The organism is Streptomyces sp. NPDC111656 (assembly GCF_055656965.1).
Genome location: NZ_JBVKCA010000018.1, coordinates 164,551 through 187,951 on the forward strand (window position 1 = coordinate 164,551; position 23,401 = coordinate 187,951).

The following is a 23,401-nucleotide window of genomic DNA, read 5'->3' on the forward strand; positions in this document are numbered from 1 at the left end:
CGTCGGAGGTGGGTTGCTCGTCCTCGCCCCGGATCGCCAAGGGCCACAAGGTCCGCGTCAAGGTGTACTGGGCCGAGGGCAGGACGGCGACCTACCTCGGCACGGTGACGACCGACAAGGGCAAGCTGCAGTGGGCGCCGAAGTGAGAGCGCGTCCGATCGGTAGTCTGCTGCCTGATCAGGGCGACCGGAGCCGAGCCGGAACTCCCCGGATTCCTGCCACGGCGCGTCCGGAGGACTGATCGGTACCGGCCGACGCGCGCGAACACCGAGGTGAGAGATGCACTTCACTACTCGACCCACGCTTCAAGGGTCCTTCGGCATGGTGTCCTCCACGCACTGGCTCGCCTCGCAGTCGGCGATGGCCGTCCTGGAGGACGGCGGCAACGCGTACGACGCCGCCGTCGCCGCGGGCTTCGTACTGCACGTGGTCGAGCCGCACCTCAACGGACCCGCCGGCGAGGTCCCGATCATCCTCGCCCCGGCGGGCGGCGAGGTGCGTGTGCTGTGCGGGCAGGGCGTCGCGCCCGCCGGGGCGACGATCGCCCACTACAGGGGACTCGGTTTGGATCTCGTACCCGGCACCGGGCCGCTCGCGGCCGCCGTGCCCGGCGCCTTCGACGCGTGGATGCTGCTGCTGCGCGACCACGGCACGAGGTCCCTCGCCGACGTCATGAAGTACGCCATCGGATATGCGGAGGACGGGCACCCGCCCGTACAGCGGGTCGGCGAGACCGTGGAGTCGGTGCGCGCGCTCTTCGAGACGGAGTGGACCTCGTCGGCCGAGGTGTACCTGCCCGGCGGGAAGGCGCCGCGTCCCGGCGAACTGTTCCGCAATCCCGCCCTCGCCGAGACCTGGCGCCGCCTGCTCGCCGAGGTCTCCGGAGAGACCGGCCGCGTGGCGCAGATCGAGGCCGCGCGCCGCGTCTGGCGCTCGGGCTTCATCGCCGAGGCCCTGGTACGGCAGGCCCGGCGGCCCACCATGGACACCAGCGGAAAGCGCCACACCGGCACCCTGGCAGCCGCCGACCTGGCCTCCTGGTCCGCGAGCTACGAGGCGCCCGCGACGTACGACTGGCGCGGTTGGACCCTGTGCAAGGCGGGCCCCTGGAGCCAGGGCCCGGTCCTCCTCCAGCAGCTCGCCCTGCTCCCGCCCCGGCTGCCGCGATACGGCTCCGCGGAGTACGTCCACCTGCTCGTCGAGGGCTGCAAGCTCGCCATGGCCGACCGGGAGGCCTGGTACGGGGACGCGGCCGAGGTGCCCCTCGACGAGCTGTTGTCGCAGGAGTACAACGCCGAGCGGCGCGCCCTCATCGGCCACAAGGCCTCCAGCGAGCTGCGTCCCGGCAGTCCCGGAGGGCGCACCCCGACGATCAGTGGCCACGCGCGCGAGGTCGCCGCCGGGAAGCCGGGCTTCGACGCGCCGGCGGTACCGGGCGCGGGCGAACCCACCGTCGCCAGGGCCGCGGGGGAACCCGAGGTGGCCAGGGACGGCAGCACCCGGGGCGACACCTGCCACCTCGACGTCGTCGACCGCTGGGGCAACATGGTCGCCGCCACCCCCAGCGGTGGCTGGCTTCAGTCCAACCCCGTCGTACCCGAGCTGGGCTTCCCGCTCGGCACCCGGCTCCAGATGGCCTGGCTGGACGAGGGGCTGCCCAACTCCCTCACACCCGGCCGCCGTCCCCGTACGACGCTGACGCCCTCGCTGGCGCTGCGCGACGGAGTCCCGGTCATGGCGTTCGGAACCCCGGGCGGCGATCAGCAGGACCAGTGGCAGACCCACTTCTTCCTGGCCGTGGCGCTGCGCGCCGAGGTACGCGGCGGGCTCGACCTCCAGGGCGCGATCGACGCCCCGAACTGGCACAACGACAGCTTCCCGGGCTCCTTCCACCCGCGCGGCATGCGCCCCGGGAGCCTCACCGTCGAGTCCCGCACGGACGAGGCGGTCATCGAGGAGCTGCGCCGTCGCGGCCATGACGTCCAGGTCGCGGAGGCCTGGTCCGAGGGCCTGCTGTGCGCGGTCGCCCGGGATCCGGAGACGGGTGTGCTGTCGGCGGCGGCGAACCCACGGGGGATGCAGGGGTACGCGGTGGGACGCTGATCAGCAACTCCGGGAATTCACTGCGATTCCACCCGGAGTGCACCGGAGGGGCGGGGATTGTCAGTGGCGCGTGTTGTCATGGAGCCATGATCGAAGACATCGAAACCATCGACGAGTTTCTCGCGCGCCGCACGTCCGACGTCGAAGAAACGATCCGGCAGGCGGCCGCCGCCGAGATCATGCCGCGCTTCAGGCAGCTGACCGCGGACGAGATCGACGAGAAGAGCGGCCCGCACGACCTGGTCACGGACGCCGACCGCAAGGCCGAGGAGTACCTCACCGAGGCGCTCGCCAAGCTGCTGCCCGGCTCGGTCGTCGTCGGCGAGGAGGCGGTCCACGCCAATCCGGCGACGTACGAGGCGATCCAGGGGCAGGCCCCGGTCTGGATCGTCGACCCGGTCGACGGCACGCGCCAGTTCGTCCACGGCGACACCGGTTTCTGCACGCTCGTCGCGCTCGCCGTGGGCGGGGTCGTCCGCGCCTCCTGGACCTATGCCCCGGCCCGCGACCAGTTCGCCGTCGCCGTGCGCGGCCGGGGTGCCCGCCTCGACGGCGAGCTGCTGCGCCCGGGTGCGCCCACGCCCGGCCGTGACCTCGAGATAGCCACCTCCCACCCCGACTACACCACCGACGAGCAGAAGCGCGCTCTCCTCGGCCTGCGCACCGAGGGCGTACGGCCGCGTCCCTGCGGTTCGGCGGGGCTGGAGTATCTGGCCGTCGCCCGCGGTGAGCTGGACGCGACAGCCTTCTCCTGGGAGGCGGCCTGGGACCACGCGGCGGGCCTGCTCCTCGTAGAGGAGGCCGGCGGCGCCCACCTGACCCTCACGGGCGAACCCTTCCGCATCACGGGGGGCAACACCCTCCCCTTCACGGCGGCCCGCGACGAGGCCACGGCCCGACGGGTACGGGGCTTGCTGACCGCCGGCCTCTGACCCCACCGACGCGCCGAGGGTATGGCGGCGTCGGCAGCCGGCCGTGGCCCTGGGGCTGAAAGCGGTCCCGGCGAAGGTCGAGGGGTTGCGCGGCGCCCGTCCGGCATTGCACACGCGCCCCGGACGGCGACCGGGAACGGGCAAGGGCTTCGATGTGCCGATATCGAGCGGCTTGCCATGCCAGAAGAGTTCGGTGACCGGCACGGTCCAGGACTCGCCGGCGGGGTTGACGTCGTGGGCGTCGACCAGGCCGATGACGCGGTGCGGGCCGTCGCTGACGATCTCGCGGACGGTGACGCCGCGGGTGCCGACCATCGGGAACAGTCGGCCGAGGCCGGCATCGGCGCCGGTCCACTGATCGAGGGCGGGGCTTCCGGCGGCCCGGGTGAGGGTGTAGCTGTCGGACAGGTACGTACAGGTCGCTGCGCTATGACGAGCAGCACGGTCTGCCGTGCTCCACCCGCAATTCGGGGGGACGGCGCCAGTACCCGGCCGATGCGGTCGAACGCGTCGGGCTGATCCAGCAGCTCTCGCTCGGACGGATCCCGAACTTGCTCGGCGCTCAGCCGCTGTCCAGGGGTTCAGCCGGTGGACAGGGGCAGCCGGAGTCAGGCATGCGCGCCTCGGTGATCATGTCGTCGAGACGGTTGCGTACGCTCCGGAGGTCTGCGATCTGCCGGTCGATGCGGTCGCGCTCGGCGGTCGGCAGGTCCAGTAGCAGCATCTCGGGATCCGTCCGGGCGAGCACCCGTCTCACACCAGTGGCCTCGTCGGCGCAAGGTGAAAGCGGATGGCTTTTTGGCCCCCGGCGGGTCCCGGACCCCGGCGACCTGAGGTCCGGCGGGCCCTCGACCCGGGCGGCCCCAGACCCGGGCGGCCCCAGACCCCACAGCCCCAGGCGGCCCCAGACCCGGTGCGGCCCCAGACCCCACAGCCCCAGGCCCCCGTCCGCGGGACGACTCCCGTCTCCCAACCTCCCGCGCCATCAAGGCTGTCAGTCCCCCGGCATATCCTGATGTCCAGTGGCCGTCGGCTGACAAAGGAGTCCGAAGGTGCCGTCGATGCTCGATGCGGTCGTGGTGGGTGCGGGGCCGAACGGACTGACGGCTGCCGTGGAGCTGGCCCGCCGCGGCTTCTCCGTGGCCGTGTTCGAGGCACGGGACACCGTGGGCGGTGGCGCCCGCACCGAAGAGCTGACACTCCCCGGCTTCCGGCACGATCCCTGTTCCGCGGCCCACCCCCTCGGCATCAACTCACCCGCCTTCCGAGCGATGCCCCTGGAGCGGTACGGCCTGGAGTGGCTGCACGCGAAGCTCCCGATGGCACACCCGTTCCCCGACGGCACCGCGGCGGTGCTCGCCCGCTCCGTGGCCGAGACGGCGGCCTCGTTCGGCCCACGCGACGCCGGTGCGTACCGCAGGCTGGTCGCCCCCTTCCTTCCCAAGTGGGACACGCTGGCCCACGACTTCATGTCCCTGCCACTGACCGCCCTGCCCCGCGACCCGGTGACGCTCGCCCGCTTCGGTCTGGCCGGGTTGCCGCCCTCGACCTGGCTCATGCGGCGCTTCCGCGACGAGCGGGCCCAGGCGCTGTTCGCCGGTCTCGTCGCACACGTCATGGCCCCGCTCGACGGCATCGCCACCGGCGCCGTCGGCCTGGTCTTCGCGCTGGCCGCGCACGCCCGCGGCTGGCCCGTCGCGCGCGGCGGCTCCCAGTCCCTCTCCGACGCGCTCACCGCGTACCTCAAGGACCTCGGCGGCACCGTCCACACCGACTACGAAGTGAAGCGTCTCGACGACCTGCCGCCCGCCCGCGCCTACGTCTTCGACACCTCACCCGCCGCGCTGTCCCGCATCGCGGGCTTCGGGCGGTACTACGAGGACTATCGCTACGGGGCGTCCGTCTTCAAGATCGACTACGCCCTGGACGGCCCCGTCCCCTGGACGGCCGAGGAGGCACGTACCGCCGGGACGGTGCAGGTGGGCGCGAGCCGCGCCGAGATCGCCACCGCCCTGCGCGCCGCCTCGCGCGAGGGCCGGGCGCCGGACGCTCCCTTCCTGATCACGGTGCAGCCCAGCGTCGTCGATCCCTCCCGGGCCCCGGAGGGCAAGCAGGTCTTCTGGGCGTACGGACACGTTCCGAACGGCTGGACGGGTGACCTCACGGACGCGATCGAGCGGCAGTTGGAGCGGTTCGCACCCGGCTTCCGCGACCGCGTACTGGCCCGCGCCACCGCAGGCCCCCGCGAACTCGCCGCGCGCAACGCCAACTACGTGGGCGGCGACATCGGCTGCGGTGCCGCCGCCGGACTCCAACTCCTGCTGCGCCCCAAGCTCTCCCTGTTCCCGTACAGCACACCGCACCCGGCCGTCTTCATCTGCTCCTCGGCCACCCCGCCGGGCCCCGGTGTGCACGGCATGTCGGGGCACAACGCGGCGAAGGCCGTGTGGCGGCGCCTGCGCCAGTCCTGACCAGGGGCGGCGCAAGCCGTCACATCCGTGCCTCGTTTCACAGGAAGAAAGCGCTGTCACGCGTCTCGACAACGTCCCGCCCCGGCCCGATCATGCGATGGGGCCGTGGCATGACCGTGACAGGAGACTTTCACATGATCAAGCGCAGATCGGTGCTGGCCGCGGCGGGTGGTGCGCTGCTCGGCAGTGCGCTGGCCACGGGCACCGCTCGGGCCGATGCGACCATCGGGGTCAACCCGGGTACGACGTACGGCAGTTGGGAGGGCTGGGGCACCTCCCTTGCCTGGTGGGCCAATGTGTTCGGCGCCCGGGACGACTTCGCCGACATCTTCTTCACCACCAAGTCCGTGGCGTACGGCGGCAAGACGCTGCCGGGCCTCGGCCTCAACATCGCCCGCTACAACCTGGGCGCGTGCAGCTGGAACACCGTGAGCGGCGAGAGCATGGTCGCCTCCGCCAACATCCCGGCCTTCAAGCAGATCGAGGGGTACTGGCAGGACTGGAACAACGAGGACCCCACCTCCTCCGCCTGGGACTGGACGGCCGACGCCAACCAGCGGGCGGCCCTGGTCAAGGCGACCCAACGCGGCGCCGCCAGCGAGCTGTTCGCCAACTCGCCGATGTGGTGGATGTGCCTCAACCACAACCCGTCCGGCGCGTCCGGCGGCGGCAACAACCTCCAGTCCTGGAACTACCGTCAGCACGCCTCCCACCTGGCCGCGGTGGCGCTCTACGCGAAGAACAACTGGGGTGTGAGCTTCAGCTCCGTCGACGCGTTCAACGAGCCCTCCTCCAGCTGGTGGACGGCGACGGGCACCCAGGAGGGCTGCCACATGGACGCCACCGTCCAGGCGGCCGTCCTCCCGTATCTGCGCAGCGAACTCGACAAGCGCGGCCTGACCGGCACCCTGATCTCCGCGTCGGACGAGACGAGCTACGACCTGGCCCGTACGACCTGGAGCTCCTTCACCTCGACGACGAAAGCCCAGGTCAACCGGGTCAACGTGCACGGTTATCAGGGCTCCGGCGGTCGCCGTGACCTCCTCTACACCGACGTCGTCACCACGGCGGGCAAGCGGCTGTGGAACTCCGAGACGGGCGACTCCGACGCCACCGGCCTCACCCTGGCGAGCAACCTCTGCCTGGACTTCCGCTGGCTGCACCCGACCGCGTGGGTCTACTGGCAGGTGATGGACCCCAGCACCGGCTGGGCGATGATCGCCTACGACCAGAGCACCCTCCAGCCGACGACCGTCCAGACCAAGTACTACGTGATGGCCCAGTTCAGCCGGCACATCCGCCCCGGCATGACCATCATCGACACCGGTGTCGGATACGCGGCAGCGGCGTACGACGCGAGCGCGAAGCGCCTGGTCATCGTGGCCGTCAACTCCGGCGCCGCGCAGAACCTCACCTTCGACCTGTCCAAGTTCAGCCAGGTCACCGGGGGTAGCGGCGGACTCGTGCGACGCTGGAACACCGTCACCTCCGGCAGCGGCGACCTCTACACCGCCCACTCGGACACCTATCTGAGCGGCAAGACGCTGACCGCGGCCTTCTCCGCCGCGTCCGTGCAGACCTTCGAGATCGACGGAGTGGTCGTCTGACAGTCGGATATCGCGTGGCGGCCGGAGCCCGATGCGGCGAGGATCGAAGACCGCATACGAGGAGGCCGAGGCCGTCATGACCGCCATCACCCTGGTCCAGGGAGACATCACCCGTCAGAGCGCCGACGCGATCGTCAACGCGGCGAACTCGTCGCTGCTCGGCGGGGGAGGCGTGGACGGGGCCATCCACCGACGTGGCGGCCCCGCCATCCTGGCCGACTGCCGCAGGCTCCGCGCCTCGCACTACGGCAAGGGACTGCCTACGGGCCGGGCGGTCGCCACCACCGCGGGCGAGCTGGACGCGCGGTGGGTCATCCACACGGTCGGCCCGGTCTTCAGCCGTGAGGAGGACCGCTCGGAACTCCTCGCCTCCTGCTACCGGGAGTCGCTGAAGGTGGCCGACGAACTCGGCGCCCGCACGGTCGCCTTCCCGGCCGTCTCCGCCGGTATCTACGGGTGGCCGATGGGCGACGCCGCCCGGATCGCGGTGGAGACGGTACGGGCCACGCGGACGGCCGTCGAGGAGGTCACTTTCGTCCTCTTCGACGAGCCGGCGTACGAGGCGTTCGCCGCGCAGGTCCGCTGACTCCCCCTTTCTCGCGGACGGGTCCGGCTCGGTTGGGGTGCGGTGATGCGGCGGATCTTGGTGGTGGGCAGTACCGGTGCGGGCAAGTCCACGCTCGCCCGGGGCCTGAGCGCTCGCCTCGGCCTGCCCTACCACGAGATGGACGCGCTGTACTTCACCGGCGCCGGGTGGGCCGTGAACGAGAAGCTGAGCGAGGACGTACTGCGGATCACCGCCGAACCCCGCTGGATCATCGACTCCCTCGGCTGTCCCGAGGTCCGTGACCTGATGTGGGACCGGGCCGACACGGTGATATGGCTGGACTATTCCAAACGGGTCGTCCTGCCCCGCGTGCTGCGCCGTTCCGTCCGCCGCACCGTCACACGCGAGCCGCTGTTCGGTGGCAACAGGGAGACCTGGACCGGCTGGCTGAGCCGGGAACACCCCCTCTGGTGGGCCTGGTCCCAGCACGCGAACCGGCGCCGCGAGATCACCCGCCGCACCGGCGACCCGCGCTTCGCGCCCCTCGACACCCTTCGCTTCGGCCGCCCCGGCGACACCGCGGCCTGGGTGAAGTCCCTGTAGGTGAAGTCCCTGTCAGGGAGTCGGACTACTCGAGCCGTGACACCTGGTAGTGGCTGATGTACCAGGTCTCCTTCACGCGTCGCACCAGTACGCCGAGTTTGACGTTGAGGGTGGGGCGGTCGGTGAAGGAGAAGTCGACGCTCAGATAACCGAGTACGAGGTCGTCGGTGAGGCGTCTGGTCTCGAGAATCCGGTACGCGGCGGCCAAGCCGATGGGCTGGGAGGCGTAGTACGCCGCGACGCCCGGCCTTCCGACGCTGTAGGGGTGCAGCCCCTGGAAGATCGCGTCCTCGGTGAACCGGGCGGCGACCTGCTCCGGCTCGTGCCCGTCGACGGCGGCCTTCCACTGGTCGAGGACGCTGCGAAGGATCGCTTCCGTGTCGCTGTCCGTCGTGCTGTTCATCGGGATTCTCCCCTTGTCGTGTTCCGTCAGTGGCCGGCGCTCATGCCGCCGTCGACGTGGAGGATCTCGCCGGTGACGAACGGGGCGTTCTCCAGGTAGATCACGGCGTCGACGATGTCGCTCGTCTCGCCCATCCGGCCGACCGGGTGCAGCCCGGCGAGGGCCTCGTGGGTTTCCTCGGCGTGCATCGGGGTCTTTATGGTGCCCGGCGAAACGGCGTTGGCGCGGATGCCGCGCGTGGCGTACTCGATGGCGAGGGACTTGGTGGCGGACTGGAGGCCGCCCTTGGTCAACGAGGCGAGTACGGAGGGCACGTTGGAGTCGGCGTTGTCGACCAGGCTGGTGGTGATGGTGACGATGTGACCGCCGCCCTGGGCGAGCATGCGCTCGACGGCCAGCTGGGTGATGCGGAAGAAGCCGGTGACGTTCACGCCGGTCGCCGCGGCGTAGTCGTCCTGGGTGTACTCGTGGAAGGGCTTGGCGAGGAAGATGCCCGCGTTGTTGACCAGGGTGTCGACACGGCCGAACCGCTCGACCGCGGTGGCGATGACGCGTTCGGCGGTGGCGGGGTCGGCGATGTCGCCCTGAACGGTCACGATGCCCGCGTCGTCGGCGGGAGCGATCGTGCGCGAGGTGGCGACGACGGCGTACCCGAGCTTGCGGTAGGCCTCGGCAATGCCCGCGCCGAGGCCCTGCGAGGCTCCGGTGACGACGGCGACCTTCTGGTTCTGAGAGCTCATGCTGATCTTCTCCGGGTTCCGTGATTCCGTGATGAAGCGGGGGCTTCTTGGGTGATCGCCGATTCCGCCGCTACTAGCCGACCGGTCGACTATTCGGAACCTAGGCGGGATGGAGTGGAGAAGTCAAAGGTCAACAGGGTCCTGGCCAGGACCGAATTCCTCCCTGCTGGTAGGCGCGGCCTCCCAGTCCAGGTCAGTGGGCCGATGGCCCTACCGGTGCGGATCCCCGTCCGGCAGCCAGGCGCCCGGGGCGCGGATGCCGAGGTCGCCCACGCCGTCGCAGAGGGCGTCGACGACGGCGAGGACGGCCGGGCGGTCCTCGTTCTCGCGCCAGACCAGCGACCAGGTCCAGTAGATCTCCGGTGCGGTGACCGGGCGCTGGACCAGGTCGGGCGGCAGCGGGGTGGTCTGACCCTTGGGGGAGTTGACCACCGGACGACTGCAGCGTCGGACGTGATCGAAGAACGCCGGTCCGGTGATGCCGCCGTTGGAGATGCGTACCGCGCGGGCCCCGGTGTCCTGGGCCAGCTCTTCGGCGTAGACGTTCCAGGACGACCAGGAGGTGGTGTCGGCGTCGAGGAGGACGGCGGTGTCCCGGGCGGCCACGTCGCTCGTGTCGTCACCGCCTGCGACGGCGTAGAGCCGGTCGGCGCCGATGAGCCGGGCGCGCAGGCCGCGTTCTTCCAGGTCCTCGGTCCGCACCCAGCACACCGCGAGGTCCAGACCGCCCGCGGCGACCCGGGCGGCCTGGGTGTGCGAGGGCGCGACCCATGCGTCGAGGTGGAGTTGGGCCACGGTGGCGGTGCGGGCGGTGAGGTCCGACGGGAGCCAGTTGACGTAGCCGAGCCGTACCGGTTCCGATCCGGACAGTCGACCGGCCCGCCGCTGGAGGTCGTCGGCCCGCTCGAGCAGGGCGCGGGTGTGGGGGAGCAGGGCCGCACCGGCCGCGGTGAGGGACACCGAGCGACGATCGCGATCGAACAACCGCACGCCCAGGTCGCGTTCGAGCGCCTTGATCTGTTGGGACAGAGAGGGTCCCGCGATCAGCAGGCGCTCGGCGGCCCGGCCGAAGTTCAGCTCCTCGGCGACGGCGACGAAATACCGCAGTTGGCGCAACTCCACGCTGGTCATGCTACGTCGGTGCGAGGCCGCGCCTCTCAGCAGGGAGGAAGCCTGTCGTGGCATCGCCCCGGCGGCAGGCGGACGATGGAGCCCATGGAAACCCGGCCGAGTGCGGCACGGCGGGACACCTGACGGCGGACGACCTCAGCGGTCGTCCGGCCGGCCACCCTCACCCCACGCGGCGTTCCGGTGCCCGCCGGACGTCCCATCGAGCGGAGCAGGACCATGCGAGAGTTCCTGGTCGAGATCACCACCACGATCCCCGATGGCACCACTCAGGACGAGGTCGACCGGCGGCGCGCCGCCGAGGCCGTCCGTGCCCGGGAACTGGCCGCCACCGGCAACCTGGCGCGGTTGTGGCGCCCGGTCGGCGAGCTGCGCAGCATCGGCATCTGGTGTGCCGGTGACGAGGACGAACTCCACGAGAAGGTGCTCGGCACGCTGCCGCTGCGCCCGTGGATGAGTCTCAACGTCACCGCGCTCGAGTCCCACCCCAACGACCCGGGCCGGACGGACACCGCGCGGTGACGGCGAGGACCGGTGCGGCATGGACTTCGTCATGAGCGTACGACCCCTGCGCGCCTCGTCGGCCGGAAGTGTCGGCGCGCCGCACTCGCCCTGGCGCCACGTGGCCCAGGCCGCCGCGGCACTCGCCGCGGGCATGGGGGTCGGCCGGTTCGTCTACACCCCGATCCTTCCGCTGATGCACGCCGGGGCGGGGCTGTCCGCGAGTGCCGGCGCGAACCTGGCCACCGCCAACTACCTTGGCTATCTCCTCGGCGCGCTCGTCGGCATCCTGGCCCCCGCGGTGGTCCGCTCGCGGGCCTTGCTGCGGGCCTCCCTCGTCGTGCTGACCGGCACCCTGGCCGCGATGCCCGCCACCCACGACACCGCCGTGTGGTGCGCGCTGCGGCTGCTGGCCGGGGTTGCCAGCGCTCTGATCTTCGTCATCGCGGTCAGCTCGCTCCTCAGCCACCTGCGGGAGTACCCGGCTCATCTGCCCGGATGGGCCTTCGGCGGGGTCGGCGCCGGCATCGCCCTGTCGGGTCTGCTCGTGCTGCTCCTGCGCCCCGTCGCCGACTGGCGGGCCGCCTGGTGGGCCTCGGCCGCACTCGCCGCGGTCCTCGCCGTCGCCTCGTGGAACCTCCGCCCTGAAGCACCTCCCACGACCACCCAGGCCGACCAAACCACTAAGGCCACCACAGACACTGCGGCCACCGCGGATTCCAGCGGCGGGCCGCGAACGCACCGCTGGTTCACCGCCCTGTGCGCCTCCTACACCCTGGAAGGCATCGGCTACATCATCGCGGGCACGTTCCTGGTCGCCGCGATCGAGCAGAGCTCCCCGGGACCGCTCGGCGGCGGCGCCTGGGTGCTGGTCGGTCTGGCCGCCGTGCCCTCCTCCGCGCTGTGGGCGCGGCTCGGACGCCGTTGGTCCCGCCCCGACCTGCTGCTCGCCGCGCTCGTCGTCCAGGCGGTGGGCATCGCCCTGCCCGCGCTGATCGGCGGGGCACCGGCCGCCCTGGCCTCCGCGGTGCTGTTCGGCGCAACGTTCATCGGGGTGAGCACCCTCGCCCTCGCCACCGGGGCCCACCTGGAGTTCCCCCGCTCCGTCGCGCTCCTGACCGCCGGATACTCCGTCGGCCAGATCCTCGGCCCGCTTGTGGTCGCGCCCCTGCTCCACCACGGCTATCAGCAGGCCCTGATCCTGGCCGCTTCCGTGGTTCTCGTGGCGGCCGTGGCCGCCGCCGTGCTGCGCATCGGCTTCCCGCACCACATGGTGGTAGTGCGAGCTACCGCCCCGGTACGACAGCCCGCACCGACGGAATCCGCCGCGGACGCGGGCAGCCACCGATGACTCAGACGTGGAGTCCGTCATGACCACACCGCGGGACCTGCTGATGATCGCCATGGACGTCCCGTCCAGCCGACCCGTCGAGCAGGGCGACCTTTCGCTGGCCCTCGCGGGAGCCGAACTGGTCGACCTCATCGAGGCCCAGGCCATTACGCTGGAGGACGACCTCATCGTGCCCGGCGCGCAGTGGACCATGGGCGACCGTCTGTTGGACGGGGCCGTGGCGTCGCTGGTCCGGCAGAGGCCGTACGAGTCCGTGGACGACTGGCTGTGGCGCCGGGGCCGTGGGCTGTCCGCGGCCTATCGCGCGGACCTGGAGGCGGAGGGACAGCTCGCCCGGCCGCGCCACCGCTGGATTCCCTTCGGTGGCGGCCGTACGGAAGCGGCCGACTCGCCGGATCGCAGCCACGCGGACGAACGCTGGACCGCGGGTGAGCCCATCCTCACCGTCCTCGCGGCCGCCGTGGGCATCCACGACGAGTCGACCGAGGAGGCCGCGGGTCTCGTAGACGACTCGGTCCTGACCGTGCTGGCCGCCGTCAACGGTGCGGTGACGGAACTGGAAGCGGTACGGCAGCGGCGAAGCATCGAGGACGCGGCCTTCGACAACATCTGGCGAGGTGGCGACGGCACATGACGTCGTCCATGACGCCATTTATGACGTGCCGGCCTTGTCGATTCTGCCACTGGTCACGCACCGGTCAAGAAAGGTGAATGCCATAGACAGGCGCACGTTTTCCCGGATTCTCACCGTGGGAACAGCCGGAGCCTCGCTGCCGGCGCTCCCGGTGACATCGGCCTCCGTCTCATCCTCTTCGTCGGCCTCCGCGGCCGACGGAGAAAAGTCCGCAATTCCGCCCGCGACCCAGGCCGGAACACACACCTCTTTCGGCCCGCTGAAGCAGATCCGTGCCGGAGAGCTGAACATAGGGTATGCGGACGTCGGCCCCGCTCACGGCCCCCCGGTCGTTCTGCTGCACGGCTGGCCCTACGACATTCACAGCTATGTCGATGTGGCTCCCCGGCTCGCCGCGGCGGGCCACCGGGTGATCGTGCCCTACCTGCGCGGTCACGGCACCACGCGGTTCCGTTCGGACAAGACGTTCCGCAACGCCCAGCAGTCGGTGATCGCGCTCGACATCATCGCGCTCATGGACGCGCTGAAGATCGAGAAGGCGATCCTCGCCGGTTTCGACTGGGGAGCGCGGACGGCCGACATCATCGCGGTGCTCTGGCCGGAGCGCTGCAAGGCCCTGGTCTCCGTGAGCGGTTATCTCATCACCAATCGTGAAACCCAAAAGGCGCCGCTGCCGCCGAAGGCCGAATGGGCGTGGTGGTATCAATACTATTTCGCCACCGAAAGAGGACGGCTCGGCCTCGCACAGTACAAGCACGATTTCGCGAAACTCATCTGGAAGAACGTCTCCCCGACATGGCACTTCAATGACGCCACATTCGATCGGACCGCGACCGCCTTCGACAATCCGGACTGGGTTCCCATCGTGATCCACAACTACCGGTGGCGCCTGAGTCTGGCCAAGGGCGACCCGCGATTCGATCGTCTGGAAAAGCAACTTGCCCAGAGTCCCGCCATCGCGCAGCCGACGATCACCCTTGACGGCGAACTGGATCCCTTCACGCCGCCGGGGAACGGTGCCTCTTATCGCGCGCATTTCACCGGCGCGTACGACCACCGGACGCTGAAGGGCATCGGTCACAACCTGCCGCAAGAAGCCCCTGCGGCATTCGTCAAGGCGGTCATCGAGGTCAATGCCCTCTGAATCCGTTGAAACCTCTGAACGGTGTCGTGGTGGGCGTCAGGCGCCCGCCACGGCCTCCTGTGGCGCGCGGGCACCGAGCAGGGCCAGGCAGTTCGCCCACAGGGGGCTGAGCCGACTGGTGTTGTTGTAGAGCTTGGCGAACAGCACCTGCCCCTCCAGTTGGGCGACCACCGCCCGTGCCGTTTCCCGGCTGTCGAGAGTGGTGACCTCCTCGCGCGCACGGGCCTCGGTGATGACCGACTCGACCATCTCGACCTGCGCGTCGAAGATCTCCTGCAGGCGGGTGCGGATGGGCTCGGTGTGGTTGCTCATCTCCAGGCTGAGGTTCCCGAACAGGCAGCCGGACACGGTGCCGCAGCTCTGCTGGCCGGCGCGCTGGCCGGCCTCCGTCTCCTCGAACAGCCGGTACAGCCGCCGCAGGGGTTCCTCGTCGCTGTTCAGGACGCGTGCCCAGGCGCTCTTCTGGGCGTCCCAGTGTTCGTCGAGCACGGCCAGGGCGAGGGCTTCCTTGGACGCGAAGAAGTAGTAGAAGCTGCCCTTGGGCACGCCGGCCGCCTTGCAGATCTCGGCCACCCCCAGCGCCGAGTAGCCGCGCAGCTCGATGAGCGACTGCGCGGCGCTGAGGATCTTTTCCCTGGCGTCGCTGGTTCGTCCCATGACGAAATTGTACGACCGGTCGACTACCTCTGACTGCGGTCGGGTTCGTGCGGTGAAACCGTCTGATCGGGATCTGCTTCCAGATCCGCGACGGCGTGCTGCCGTACGACCCGATCGCCGCGCGCGCCAGGGGCGAGCCCTCCGACAGCGACGTCCGCAACCGCCGTCCCACCCTGCCCGTGCCGATCGCCCACCGCCGCGCGGACCCCGAGAGCCGTGCGGCGCTGCGCCGTGCCCTGCTGGACGAGACCGAACCGGAGCTCGCCCTGTGCCGGCTCCGCGCCGTGCTGGAGCGGACCGGAACCCTGGACACCGCGCTCGCGATGGCCGACGACCACGCCCGCACGGCCCGCGACTCCTCACCCGTCTGCCCGCCACCGCCGTCGCCCACGTCCGCGCCCTGGCGCTCCTCACCCGGCCGACGCACTGGGCCGTAACGGATCGATCAGAGCCTGAGAGGGGTGCCCGCGCGGGACGACCTCCCGGAGGCCTGATCGCGTGTTCAGGATGCGTTCAGGCTGCGACCGCCGCGTTGATCGGCGTGGCGCGCAGGCCTGCGCAACACTGAGCCAATGGACACGCGCCCTCCTTCGGCCGTGGCCCTGGGGGACGTCGATGCACCCCCCAGGAGCGAACGTTGGACAAGACGGAACTCGTCGCCGGCCCCCGAGCCGTCGACCCCGGCGCCTCCGTGATGAAGAAGCTGCCAGAGGTGACCCTGGCCTTCTGGATCATGAAGATCGCCGCGACGACACTCGGCGAGACCGCGGGTGACCTCTTCGCGCAGACCCTCAAGCTGGGCTATTTCCTCACCACGATCCTGCTGTTCCTGATCTTCATGGTCACGCTGGTCGTGCAGCTCAGGTCGCGCCGCTACAACCCCTTCTTCTACTGGACGGTGATCCTTTCCACCAGCATGGCGGGCACCACGATGTCCGACTTCATGAACCGTGACGCCAGCGCCAAGTACCTCTCCGACGGGGCCACCTCGCTGGGCTGGGGTCCGCAGGGCCTGGGACTCGGGTACCCCGCGGGCGCCGCGATCCTGATCTCGCTGCTGGTCGTGATCTTCACCGTCTGGAAGTTCACCGGGATGACGTTCGTCATCCGCGACATCGTGACCTTCCGGGCCGAGGCCCTCTTCTGGTCGGCGATCCTCGTGTCGAACACCCTCGGCACCTCGATGGGCGACTTCCTGTCGGACAGCTCCGGGCTCGGTTACGCGGGCGGCGCGCTGCTCGTCACCGGGCTGCTCGCGGTCCTCGTCGCACTGATGCGCGTCCCCGCGGTGCCGAACGTGCTGCTGTTCTGGATCGCCTTCGTCCTCACCCGTCCGCTCGGCGCGACCGCGGGCGACTTCCTCACCAAGCCGACCGCCAAGGGCGGCCTCGACCTCGGCACGGCGGGTTCGTCGGCCGTGCTGTTCGCGGTGCTCGTCGCTCTCATGGGCTATGCCCACCTGCGGGAGCGCAGGACGCTCGCCACCTGAGACCGGCGAGCCAGACCTCACCGAAGGACGAGCCAGACCTCACCGAAAGACAGGCCCTGCCCCCGTAAGGCCTACCCCGGCAGGCTCTCGCCGAGCAGGCGCAGCAGATCGCCGGTGGCGTCCAGCGCGCCGAACGCGGGCAGGGCGCCGAGGGCGAGGACGGCCACGCCGATGGACCACAGGTTCGGCGGCGGGGCCGTCTGCAGGGCGGCGATCCGGCGGGTGACCGCGTGTTCGGAGAAGCTCAGGGCGCAGCCCGGCCGAGCACGTTGGGCGACAAGGGCGGCCCGGGCGAGGGCGCGGGCGGTGGTACGGCGGTCCCCGACGCGCCGCGCGGCCTCCTCGTCGGCCCAGCGCTCCACCAGGAAGGCGACGGTGGTGCGCACGGGTGCGAGCGCCGGGTTGGCGGCGGCGGCCAGGGTTACCGCGGTCGACAGCACCGAGTGGCGGTGGGCGAGATGGGCGCGCTCGTGGGCCAGCAGTACGCGCCGCTCCGCCGGTTCCAGCGCCCCGAGCATGGCGGCCGTGACCAGGATCCGGCCCGGCGTGCCGGGGATCGCGAAGGCCCGGGGCGTCGAGGAGGCGGCGACGATGAGTTCACTGTCGGGCGGATGTCCCTCGCACAGCCGATCGAGGACGCGGCGGGTCGCGTAGTGGGCGCGCAGGGCGCGAACGAGCCGGAAGCCGATCAGCCACAGGAGCATGATCGCGGCGACGGCGATCGCCACCGGGACCGGTTCGGGCAGCCGCCGCCCGTCCTCGCCGGCCTCCGTGGCCACGTGCGGCGCCTCGTTGACCAGGGTGGCGGCGAGCAGGAGCAGCGCCCAGGTGGAGGCGGTGGCGGCCAGTACGGCGGCGATGGTGAGGACGCGGGCGGCCAGCGCGGGGGAGACCTTGAGACCCACCTGCGACGCGACAGCCGTCAGTAGCAACGGCAGGATGAGGGGGATGTAGACGTCGATCCTCACGTCCCGCTCCCCCCGAGGAGATCCCGCAGGGCCTCTTCCTCCTGGGGGCTCAGGCCGGTGACGAACTGCTGGAGGGCCGCGATCGGGTCGGGTCCCCGGTCGAGCGCCTCGTGCATGGCCTCGGCGGTCAGTTCGGCGGCGTTCTTGGCGGGCCGGTACGCGCCGCGCCGGCCGTCGACGTCACGCAGGACCAGGCCCTTGTCGTACAGGCGTTTGAGGATGGTGTGAACGGTGTTGTAGGCGAGGTTGCCGCCGATCTCACCCTGGATGTCGGCGGGGGTGAGGGCCTCGTCGGTGGCCCAAAGAGCGGCGAGGACTTCGCTCTCCAGCTCACCGGCACTGCGTCGTTCCGCTCGGCCGTGGGGGCCTGTGCGAGCCATGTCCGTCACCTTACAGCGCGTAGGGGCACGGGGGGTGGTGAGGGCGTACGAATGCGCTCAGGGCTGGTACGAGGGGGGCCCGGGCTGCATCCCCGACATCCCCTGCATCCCCGCTTGTTCCACGGTAATTTGACTGTGTTTTGCTCAACTTCCCCCTTGACTCCATGTCTTGTAGGGTGAAGGACCCTACAGAATGTAGGGCGAAGGGTGGATGATGGCCAAGACTGTGAACCGTCCGTTTGTCGGCACCGATCGCCGCAGTCCGCCCTCGACGAAACGCATCTTCAGACGGCCGCACGGCCAGCAGTGGCTGGCCCTGGTCGCGGGCGCCTTCACTCTGGCCCAACTGATCCTCGTACGGCCGGGCATGGGGCTCGGCTGGGACGAGACCGTCTACGTCAGCCAGGTCGGCTCGGACGCCCCCGCCGCCTTCTTCAGCGCCCCGCGCGCCCGCGGAGTGTCGCTGCTGGTGGCACCGATCGCGTCCTGGTCCTCGTCCACCGCCCTGCTGCGCGTCTACCTCGCGGTGCTCTCCGGACTCGGCCTGTTCGTGGCGCTGCGCGCCTGGCGCGGACTGTTCCCGACGCGGGTACTGGCGGGGGCGGGCGCCCTGTTCGCCACGCTCTGGGTGACCCTCTTCTACGGCCCGCAGGCCATGCCCAACTACTGGGTCGCGATCGGCGCCCTGGCCTGCGTCGGCTGCTTCCTGCGCGCCCAGGCCGACCGCTTCGACCGGGCGGCGCTGTGGGGCGTGGGCCTGAGCGCCGCGCTGATGGCGTGGATGCGGCCCACCGACGCGGTCTACGTGACCCTGCCGCTGTTCTTCCTCGTCGTGTGCGTACGCCGCTGGCGGAGCCCGAGGCTGCTGGTGGCGCTCGTCGCGGGCCTGGTCGCCGGCGCGGGCGAGTGGGTCGTCGAGGCGTTTGTCAGCTACGGCGGCCTGGCCCAGCGGCTCTCCGACGGGTCCGAGATCCAGGGTGGCCTGGGCTGGAACTTAGCCTTCGACGACCAGATACGCAGCCTCGGCGGGCGCGCCCTGTGCCGTCCCTGCACCGGGGCGATGCCCGCCCCGCCGGTGATGCTGTGGTGGTTCGCGCTGCCCGTCGTGGCCGTCCTCGGAGCGGTGATCGCCGTCAAGGCCCGGCGCCGGGTGAACAGCCTGCTGCCTCTGGCCTGCGCCGCGCTGGTGGGCTTCCCGTACCTCTTCATGATCGGATACGCGGCGCCGCGCTTCCTGCTGCCCGTGTACATCCTGCTGGCCATCCCGGCCGCCGACGCCCTGATCCACCTGGTGACCGCGCCCGGCGGCGGAAGGCGACCGGTGGCCGCCACCCTGGTGGCGCTCGGCCTGGCCGGGCATCTCGCGGTGCAGTTCGCGGTGCTGCACCACACCGTGCATGGCACTACCGTCTCCCACGAGGACTGGGCCGACACCGCGACGCAGCTGCACCGGCTGGGGGTGAAGCCGCCCTGCATGCTGACCGGCTACGAGGACGTCCCGATCGCCTTCTACACCGGGTGCTCCTCCGTCGACACCGTCGGCCACAACGCCAACACCACCGTCGACGCCATAGTGCGGGCCGGACAGCGGCTCCCGGTCGGCGTGCTGCTCACACCGGGCCAGAAGCCACCCACGTACGCCCGCACGTGGGAAGCGCACCGCGTCGGCCGGCTGATGGTGTACGTCGCCCCCGCCGTCCGGGCAGGCTGAGCGACATGCCCCTCCTTCCGCCCGGCGCCGACGACAGTCGTGACCACCGTCAGTAGGCGGGTCTCCCTGCACACCGCGGTGACCCTCGCCGTGGTGGTGGGCGCGGTCTGTCTCGGCCGGCGCCACTGGCCGGTGATCGAGACCGGCGCCGGCCGGCTGGCCGTCGCCGACCGCGGCTGGCTGCTCGTGGCGGCCGTCGCCACCGTGGCGACCTGGGTGTGTTCGGCTCTCGCCCAACAAGGGGCGGTGACCCGGCCGTTGCCCGTCCGGCAGCTGGTGGCCGTCCAGTTCGCGGCCTCCGCCGCCAACCATGTGCTGCCCGCGGGCCTCGGCGCGGGCGCGGTCAACCTCCGCTTCCTGACCCGGTGCGGTCTGCCGGTCGTCCGGTCGGCGACCGCGCTCGGTGTGAAGGCCACCGCCGGGGCCGTCTCGCGCGGCTTCCTGATCGCCGTGCTCGCGCTGGCCTGCCCCGGCCTGCTCCGTCTGCCGCACATCTCGGCGGCGGCGGTTGCGATCGCGCTCGCCGTGGTGGTCAGCGCCGCCGTACTGCTGCGCGGGCCGGCGCGGCGCGCGCTGCGGGCCGTGCTGGTCGACGTCCGTGCCGTGCACGAGGTCCCGGCGCGCGCGGCCGCGCTGTGGGGCGGCTCGCTGGCCTTCGCCGCGCTGCACGCCACCGTGGTCGTCGCCGTGGCCCAGGCCCTCGAACTGCCGCTGCCCCCGGCCCAGGTGGCGCTGGCCTACCTCGCCGCGAGCAGCGCCGCCGTACTCCTGCCCACGCCCGGTGGGATCGGTTCCCTGGACGCGGCGCTCGCCGTGGCCCTCACGCTGGCCGGAGTCCCAGGCGGTGCGGCGGCGTCGGTGGTCCTCGGCTACCGGCTGCTGACGGTGTGGCTGCCCCTGATCCCCGGGCTGCTGGCACTGGCCGTACTGGCCCGCCGCAAGGTCCTCTGAACGACGCTCACGCTGCCCGTCCCCCCGTCGCCCCCGCCATCAGATAGTCAGGATGTGTTCAGAGTCCCACTGGCAGGGTCGGGCCTCATGACTGAGACTTCTGAGACGCCCGGGGCTTATGTCCGCAGTGGGGCGGCCCCCGGCCACCGCCTCCGCTGGAACAAGGTTCCCGAGGTCACCGCGTACTTCTGGATCATCAAGGTGCTGTGCACCACGGTCGGCGAGACCGCGGCGGACTTCCTGAACTCGAACCTGGGCATGGGCCTGACCGGCGTGTCGCTGCTCATGAGCGCGCTGCTGGCAGGGGTCCTCGTCGTCCAGTTCCGCACGAAGGCCTACCGGCCCGGCGTGTACTGGTTCGCCGTGGCCCTGATCAGCGTCGTCGGCACGCTGATCAGCGACAACCTCACCGACAATCTGGGCGTGTCGCTGACGACCTGTACCACCGTGTTCGCCGTCGCCCTCGCCGTCGTCTTCGCCATCTGGTACCGCCGCGAGGGAACGCTGTCCATCCACAGCATCGACACGGTGTCCCGCGAGGCCTACTACTGGCTGGCCGTGCTGTTCACCTTCGCGTTGGGCACCGCTGCCGGTGACCTCGTCGCGGAGAAGATGGCCCTCGGATACTGGGTGTCCGCGATCCTGTTCGGCCTTGCCATCGCCGCGGTGGCGGTCGCGCACTTCGCGCTCGGCCTGAACGCCGTGCTGAGCTTCTGGATCGCGTACATCCTGACCCGCCCGCTGGGTGCCTCCATGGGCGACTACCTCTCGCAGCCGACCGGCGACGGCGGCCTGGGCCTGGGCACCACGGTCACCAGCGTGCTGTTCCTCGCGGTCATCCTCGCTCTGGTGGTGTACCTGTCGATGACCCGCAAGGACGTCACCGAGTCCGAGCGGGAGCTCAGCCTCCCGTAAGCGGGAGCTCAGCCTGCGGCAGGGGCCGCGAGCAGAGGTCTTCAGGCGGGACGACGTGCTCAACCCGCGGGAAGCGTGACCACGAACGTCGCGCCGGGGGTGCGCCGCCCGTCGTGGTCCACCTCCCCGCCGGCGGAGCGGGCCAGGCGTCGCGCCAGCGGCAGCCCGAGGCCCGCTCCGCCGTGTCCGTCCTCGGGATCGGCGCGCCGGCCGGGCTGGAAGAGCTGCGCCGCGAACGACGCCGGTACGCCGGGACCGTCGTCCCCGACCTCGACGCGTACGCCGCCGGGCCGGGCGCGGGCCAGGATCTCGACCCGGGTGCGCGCGTGCCGTAGGGCGTTGTCGAGCAGCGGGCTGACGATGCGCTCCAGAAGGGCGTCCGGCACCCCGGCCGACAACCGCGCGTCGCAGGCGGCGACGACGACCTCCACGCCCGCCTTCGTGGGGCCGAGGCGGTCCACCAGGCGGTGCAGCACCGGCAGCACGTCGGCCGTGCCGGGCGCGGTGGCCGCGCTGTCGCGGGCCTCGTCGAGCAGGGTGTCGCAGATCGTGCGCATGGACCGGGCCGCGTCGGCGATCGCCGCGTGCGTGGTCTTGGTGTCGGCGTCGGAGCGGGGGCGGGTTCCCCACCAGTCGAGCTCGGCGATGATCCGGGCGAGCGGGTTCCGCAGCTCGTGCGACAGCTCCCGGGTGAGCTGCTGCTCGTGCCGCAGCAGCGCGCGGATGCGGTCGAGGAGGGCGTCCAGCGAACCGCCCAGCTGGGCGAGTTCGGTGGGACGGGTCACGGCGCCGAAGCGCTCCTGGGAGGCTATCGCGCTCCACCGGGTGGCGTGCTCGGTCATCGAACGCACGGGACGCAGGGCGCGGCCCACCGCCAGCCGCGTCAGCGCATAGGTGCAGGCGAGCATCGCGGCGTCGAGGGCGAGGGACGCGAAGAGCATCGTGTCGGCCGAGCCGCGGTACGGGGAGAGGTCGAGTGCGGTGACGACGACGGCGGCGCCCTTGCCACCGGGCACCGGGCGCGAGCACAGCCGTACCTCGTCGTGACTGTGCACGGTGACGCAGTGACTGGCGCCGCGCGCCACGAGCCGGCCGGTGGCCCGGGTCAGCGGGCTGGTGGCGGTGGCGGACGGAGGCTTCTCGAGCAGTCGGCTGCCCGAGTAGATCCACACGTTCGTGTCGAGGAGCTCCTCGCCCGGGGTCTCCAGGACCCGCACCCGGGAGCCGTCGGTGACGACGGTCGCGGCGACGGCGGCGGCCCGGGTGCGCAGCTCGTCGTCCGCCTGGTGCTGAAGGTGACGGCGTACGACCGTGTTGAACGCGACCGTGAGGATCACCATCAGGATCGTTGCCGTGGTGAGCGCGACCAGGGAGAGCCGGCCTCGCAGGGTGCGCGGCCACCAGCGGGAGGCGAACGCCCTCATGACAGCCGGTGGCCGATGCCGCGCGCCGTGGTGATGGTCAGCGCGCTGCCGCCGTCCCGGAGCTTGCGGCGCAGCCGGGTCAGATACTGGTCCAGCGTGTTGTCGCTGACCTGGGCGCCTTCCGGCCAGCCGGCCCTGACCAGCTCCCGCCTGCGGACGATGTCCCCGGCCCCCGCCATCAGCGCCGCCAGCAACCGGAACTCCGTCGGGGTGAGGCCGACCCGGGTGCCCTGGACGGTGAGGCTGTGCCCGACCGGGTCCAGGACCAGGTCCCCGGCGGTGGTGGCCGGGAGCGGTCCGCTGCGCTTGAGCGCCGCCCGCAGCCGGGCGGCCAGCTCCGTCAGGTGGAACGGCTTGGGCAGATAGTCGTCGCCGCCGGCCGAGAAGCCCGCCAGTCGGTCCGTGAGGTGGTGATGGGCGGTCAGGAAGATGACGGGCGAGAGGAAGCCATTGGCTCTGATCGCCTGGCACACGTCCCGCCCGTCCGCGTCGGGCAGCCCGACGTCCAACACGGCCGCGTCGACGTCGTCCCCGGCCAGCCGCAGCGCGGTCGCCCCGTCCGGGGCGGGCACGGTGTCGAAGCCCTCGTCGCGCAGCCCGCGCAGCAGGACGTCACGCAGGGCGTGATCGTCCTCGACGACCAGGATCGTGTGCCGCATGGTCCTCCTTCAGCCTTCAGCCTTCAGCCGCTCCGGTGGCCTTCAGCCGCTCCGGAAGGGTGCTTGCCCGTTCCCGTTCCCGT

The 23,401-nt window shown here is 71.2% G+C and carries 25 protein-coding genes and 1 pseudogene; 17 read left to right on the plus strand and 9 right to left on the minus strand.

Features of this window, described 5'->3' with window-relative positions; genetic code table 11:
- Positions 1-8: 8 nt before the first annotated feature.
- From ACZ7M3_RS39770 to ACZ7M3_RS39785, 4 genes and pseudogenes are all read left to right on the plus strand, one after another.
- Positions 9-146 (plus strand): hypothetical protein, encoded by a 138-nt coding sequence (locus ACZ7M3_RS39770; protein WP_472070157.1) that lies wholly within the window; start codon positions 9-11, stop codon positions 144-146.
- A 133-nt stretch (positions 147-279) separates the two neighbouring features.
- On the plus strand, positions 280-2,103 hold the full coding sequence (locus ACZ7M3_RS39775) for a gamma-glutamyltransferase family protein (protein WP_472070159.1): 1,824 nt from the start codon (positions 280-282) through the stop codon (positions 2,101-2,103).
- A gap of 86 nt (positions 2,104-2,189) precedes the next feature.
- Complete coding sequence (locus ACZ7M3_RS39780) at positions 2,190-3,035, plus strand: inositol monophosphatase family protein (RefSeq protein ID WP_355309343.1); 846 nt, start codon at positions 2,190-2,192, stop codon at positions 3,033-3,035.
- A gap of 422 nt (positions 3,036-3,457) precedes the next feature.
- A pseudogene (locus tag ACZ7M3_RS39785) lies at positions 3,458-3,553 on the plus strand (MerR family transcriptional regulator); the annotation flags it as partial.
- 44 nt (positions 3,554-3,597) lie between these two features.
- Here ACZ7M3_RS39785 and ACZ7M3_RS39790 read toward each other — a convergent pair.
- Entirely contained in the window at positions 3,598-3,759 is a 162-nt protein-coding gene (locus tag ACZ7M3_RS39790) for a hypothetical protein (protein WP_472070161.1), read from the minus strand.
- 337 nt (positions 3,760-4,096) lie between these two features.
- Here ACZ7M3_RS39790 and ACZ7M3_RS39795 point away from each other — a divergent pair, with 337 nt between their 5' ends.
- The 4 genes from ACZ7M3_RS39795 (at position 4,097) to ACZ7M3_RS39810 (ending at position 8,263) form a co-directional block, all read left to right on the plus strand.
- Positions 4,097-5,506, plus strand: coding sequence for a phytoene desaturase family protein (locus tag ACZ7M3_RS39795; RefSeq protein WP_452970870.1), 1,410 nt, complete (start codon positions 4,097-4,099; stop codon positions 5,504-5,506).
- A gap of 134 nt (positions 5,507-5,640) precedes the next feature.
- On the plus strand, positions 5,641-7,113 hold the full coding sequence (locus tag ACZ7M3_RS39800) for a glycoside hydrolase (protein ID WP_472070163.1): 1,473 nt from the start codon (positions 5,641-5,643) through the stop codon (positions 7,111-7,113).
- 76 nt (positions 7,114-7,189) lie between these two features.
- Positions 7,190-7,699: an O-acetyl-ADP-ribose deacetylase gene (locus ACZ7M3_RS39805; protein WP_472070165.1), complete on the plus strand. Its 510-nt coding sequence runs from the start codon at positions 7,190-7,192 to the stop codon at positions 7,697-7,699.
- 45 nt (positions 7,700-7,744) lie between these two features.
- The gene (locus ACZ7M3_RS39810) at positions 7,745-8,263 is read left to right on the plus strand and encodes a P-loop NTPase family protein (RefSeq protein ID WP_472070167.1); all 519 of its coding nucleotides are present in this window, start codon (positions 7,745-7,747) and stop codon (positions 8,261-8,263) included.
- 25 nt (positions 8,264-8,288) lie between these two features.
- Here the strand turns inward: ACZ7M3_RS39810 and ACZ7M3_RS39815 are convergent, their stop codons facing one another.
- The 3 genes from ACZ7M3_RS39815 to ACZ7M3_RS39825 all read right to left on the minus strand — a co-directional run bounded on the left by ACZ7M3_RS39815 (position 8,289) and on the right by ACZ7M3_RS39825 (position 10,537).
- Positions 8,289-8,666: a nuclear transport factor 2 family protein gene (locus ACZ7M3_RS39815; RefSeq protein WP_472070169.1), complete on the minus strand. Its 378-nt coding sequence runs from the start codon at positions 8,664-8,666 to the stop codon at positions 8,289-8,291.
- Positions 8,667-8,692: 26 nt separating this feature from the next.
- On the minus strand, positions 8,693-9,406 hold the full coding sequence (locus ACZ7M3_RS39820; RefSeq protein WP_355309348.1) for an SDR family NAD(P)-dependent oxidoreductase: 714 nt from the start codon (positions 9,404-9,406) through the stop codon (positions 8,693-8,695).
- A 210-nt stretch (positions 9,407-9,616) separates the two neighbouring features.
- Entirely contained in the window at positions 9,617-10,537 is a 921-nt protein-coding gene (locus ACZ7M3_RS39825) for a LysR family transcriptional regulator (RefSeq protein WP_452970862.1), read from the minus strand.
- Between the two features lie 216 nt (positions 10,538-10,753).
- On the opposite strand from ACZ7M3_RS39825, the gene ACZ7M3_RS39830 reads away from it, so the two are divergent.
- From ACZ7M3_RS39830 to ACZ7M3_RS39845, 4 genes are all read left to right on the plus strand, one after another.
- Positions 10,754-11,056: a muconolactone Delta-isomerase family protein gene (locus tag ACZ7M3_RS39830; RefSeq protein WP_472070171.1), complete on the plus strand. Its 303-nt coding sequence runs from the start codon at positions 10,754-10,756 to the stop codon at positions 11,054-11,056.
- Positions 11,057-11,087: 31 nt separating this feature from the next.
- The gene (locus tag ACZ7M3_RS39835; protein WP_472070173.1) at positions 11,088-12,386 is read left to right on the plus strand and encodes a YbfB/YjiJ family MFS transporter; all 1,299 of its coding nucleotides are present in this window, start codon (positions 11,088-11,090) and stop codon (positions 12,384-12,386) included.
- A 19-nt stretch (positions 12,387-12,405) separates the two neighbouring features.
- The gene (locus tag ACZ7M3_RS39840; RefSeq protein WP_472070175.1) at positions 12,406-13,020 is read left to right on the plus strand and encodes a GOLPH3/VPS74 family protein; all 615 of its coding nucleotides are present in this window, start codon (positions 12,406-12,408) and stop codon (positions 13,018-13,020) included.
- Between the two features lie 73 nt (positions 13,021-13,093).
- Positions 13,094-14,164 (plus strand): alpha/beta fold hydrolase, encoded by a 1,071-nt coding sequence (locus ACZ7M3_RS39845; RefSeq protein WP_472070279.1) that lies wholly within the window; start codon positions 13,094-13,096, stop codon positions 14,162-14,164.
- Between the two features lie 36 nt (positions 14,165-14,200).
- On the opposite strand, the gene ACZ7M3_RS39850 is transcribed toward ACZ7M3_RS39845, so the two are convergent.
- Entirely contained in the window at positions 14,201-14,821 is a 621-nt protein-coding gene (locus ACZ7M3_RS39850; protein ID WP_472070177.1) for a TetR/AcrR family transcriptional regulator, read from the minus strand.
- A 95-nt stretch (positions 14,822-14,916) separates the two neighbouring features.
- Here ACZ7M3_RS39850 and ACZ7M3_RS39855 point away from each other — a divergent pair, with 95 nt between their 5' ends.
- Together ACZ7M3_RS39855 and ACZ7M3_RS39860 are read left to right on the plus strand one after the other, a co-directional pair.
- The gene (locus ACZ7M3_RS39855; protein WP_472070179.1) at positions 14,917-15,258 is read left to right on the plus strand and encodes a hypothetical protein; all 342 of its coding nucleotides are present in this window, start codon (positions 14,917-14,919) and stop codon (positions 15,256-15,258) included.
- 200 nt (positions 15,259-15,458) lie between these two features.
- Entirely contained in the window at positions 15,459-16,310 is an 852-nt protein-coding gene (locus ACZ7M3_RS39860; RefSeq protein WP_472070181.1) for a COG4705 family protein, read from the plus strand.
- Between the two features lie 71 nt (positions 16,311-16,381).
- On the opposite strand, the gene ACZ7M3_RS39865 is transcribed toward ACZ7M3_RS39860, so the two are convergent.
- Both ACZ7M3_RS39865 and ACZ7M3_RS39870 read right to left on the minus strand, forming a co-directional pair.
- Positions 16,382-17,278, minus strand: coding sequence for a M48 family metalloprotease (locus tag ACZ7M3_RS39865; RefSeq protein WP_472070183.1), 897 nt, complete (start codon positions 17,276-17,278; stop codon positions 16,382-16,384).
- Entirely contained in the window at positions 17,275-17,658 is a 384-nt protein-coding gene (locus tag ACZ7M3_RS39870; RefSeq protein WP_099944167.1) for a BlaI/MecI/CopY family transcriptional regulator, read from the minus strand. The genes ACZ7M3_RS39865 and ACZ7M3_RS39870 overlap by 4 nt, the downstream gene beginning before the upstream one ends.
- Before the next feature lie 214 nt (positions 17,659-17,872).
- Between ACZ7M3_RS39870 and ACZ7M3_RS39875 the strand changes: the two genes are divergently transcribed.
- The 3 genes from ACZ7M3_RS39875 to ACZ7M3_RS39885 all read left to right on the plus strand — a co-directional run bounded on the left by ACZ7M3_RS39875 (position 17,873) and on the right by ACZ7M3_RS39885 (position 21,235).
- Positions 17,873-19,369: a hypothetical protein gene (locus tag ACZ7M3_RS39875; RefSeq protein WP_472070281.1), complete on the plus strand. Its 1,497-nt coding sequence runs from the start codon at positions 17,873-17,875 to the stop codon at positions 19,367-19,369.
- A 39-nt stretch (positions 19,370-19,408) separates the two neighbouring features.
- Complete coding sequence (locus ACZ7M3_RS39880; protein ID WP_472070185.1) at positions 19,409-20,320, plus strand: lysylphosphatidylglycerol synthase transmembrane domain-containing protein; 912 nt, start codon at positions 19,409-19,411, stop codon at positions 20,318-20,320.
- An 87-nt stretch (positions 20,321-20,407) separates the two neighbouring features.
- Complete coding sequence (locus ACZ7M3_RS39885; protein ID WP_355618482.1) at positions 20,408-21,235, plus strand: COG4705 family protein; 828 nt, start codon at positions 20,408-20,410, stop codon at positions 21,233-21,235.
- A 59-nt stretch (positions 21,236-21,294) separates the two neighbouring features.
- Here ACZ7M3_RS39885 and ACZ7M3_RS39890 read toward each other — a convergent pair whose 3' ends face one another.
- Together ACZ7M3_RS39890 and ACZ7M3_RS39895 are read right to left on the minus strand one after the other, a co-directional pair.
- Entirely contained in the window at positions 21,295-22,659 is a 1,365-nt protein-coding gene (locus ACZ7M3_RS39890) for a sensor histidine kinase (protein WP_472070187.1), read from the minus strand.
- Entirely contained in the window at positions 22,656-23,318 is a 663-nt protein-coding gene (locus ACZ7M3_RS39895) for a response regulator transcription factor (RefSeq protein ID WP_388520281.1), read from the minus strand. Before ACZ7M3_RS39895 ends, ACZ7M3_RS39890 begins: the two co-directional genes overlap by 4 nt.
- Between the last annotated feature and the right edge of the window lie 83 nt (positions 23,319-23,401).

Coding starts and splice junctions, on each gene's coding strand:
- ACZ7M3_RS39775 (WP_472070159.1), top strand. CDS start 280: ATGCACTTCACTACTCGACCCACGCTTCAAGGGTCCTTCGGCATGGTG.
- ACZ7M3_RS39780 (WP_355309343.1), top strand. CDS start 2,190: ATGATCGAAGACATCGAAACCATCGACGAGTTTCTCGCGCGCCGCACG.
- ACZ7M3_RS39790 (WP_472070161.1), bottom strand. CDS start 3,759: ATGCTGCTACTGGACCTGCCGACCGCCGAGCGCGACCGCATCGACCGG.
- ACZ7M3_RS39795 (WP_452970870.1), top strand. CDS start 4,097: ATGCTCGATGCGGTCGTGGTGGGTGCGGGGCCGAACGGACTGACGGCT.
- ACZ7M3_RS39800 (WP_472070163.1), top strand. CDS start 5,641: ATGATCAAGCGCAGATCGGTGCTGGCCGCGGCGGGTGGTGCGCTGCTC.
- ACZ7M3_RS39805 (WP_472070165.1), top strand. CDS start 7,190: ATGACCGCCATCACCCTGGTCCAGGGAGACATCACCCGTCAGAGCGCC.
- ACZ7M3_RS39810 (WP_472070167.1), top strand. CDS start 7,745: ATGCGGCGGATCTTGGTGGTGGGCAGTACCGGTGCGGGCAAGTCCACG.
- ACZ7M3_RS39815 (WP_472070169.1), bottom strand. CDS start 8,666: ATGAACAGCACGACGGACAGCGACACGGAAGCGATCCTTCGCAGCGTC.
- ACZ7M3_RS39820 (WP_355309348.1), bottom strand. CDS start 9,406: ATGAGCTCTCAGAACCAGAAGGTCGCCGTCGTCACCGGAGCCTCGCAG.
- ACZ7M3_RS39825 (WP_452970862.1), bottom strand. CDS start 10,537: ATGACCAGCGTGGAGTTGCGCCAACTGCGGTATTTCGTCGCCGTCGCC.
- ACZ7M3_RS39830 (WP_472070171.1), top strand. CDS start 10,754: ATGCGAGAGTTCCTGGTCGAGATCACCACCACGATCCCCGATGGCACC.
- ACZ7M3_RS39835 (WP_472070173.1), top strand. CDS start 11,088: ATGAGCGTACGACCCCTGCGCGCCTCGTCGGCCGGAAGTGTCGGCGCG.
- ACZ7M3_RS39840 (WP_472070175.1), top strand. CDS start 12,406: ATGACCACACCGCGGGACCTGCTGATGATCGCCATGGACGTCCCGTCC.
- ACZ7M3_RS39850 (WP_472070177.1), bottom strand. CDS start 14,821: ATGGGACGAACCAGCGACGCCAGGGAAAAGATCCTCAGCGCCGCGCAG.
- ACZ7M3_RS39870 (WP_099944167.1), bottom strand. CDS start 17,658: ATGGCTCGCACAGGCCCCCACGGCCGAGCGGAACGACGCAGTGCCGGT.
- ACZ7M3_RS39875 (WP_472070281.1), top strand. CDS start 17,873: ATGGCCAAGACTGTGAACCGTCCGTTTGTCGGCACCGATCGCCGCAGT.
- ACZ7M3_RS39885 (WP_355618482.1), top strand. CDS start 20,408: ATGACTGAGACTTCTGAGACGCCCGGGGCTTATGTCCGCAGTGGGGCG.
- ACZ7M3_RS39890 (WP_472070187.1), bottom strand. CDS start 22,659: ATGAGGGCGTTCGCCTCCCGCTGGTGGCCGCGCACCCTGCGAGGCCGG.
- ACZ7M3_RS39895 (WP_388520281.1), bottom strand. CDS start 23,318: ATGCGGCACACGATCCTGGTCGTCGAGGACGATCACGCCCTGCGTGAC.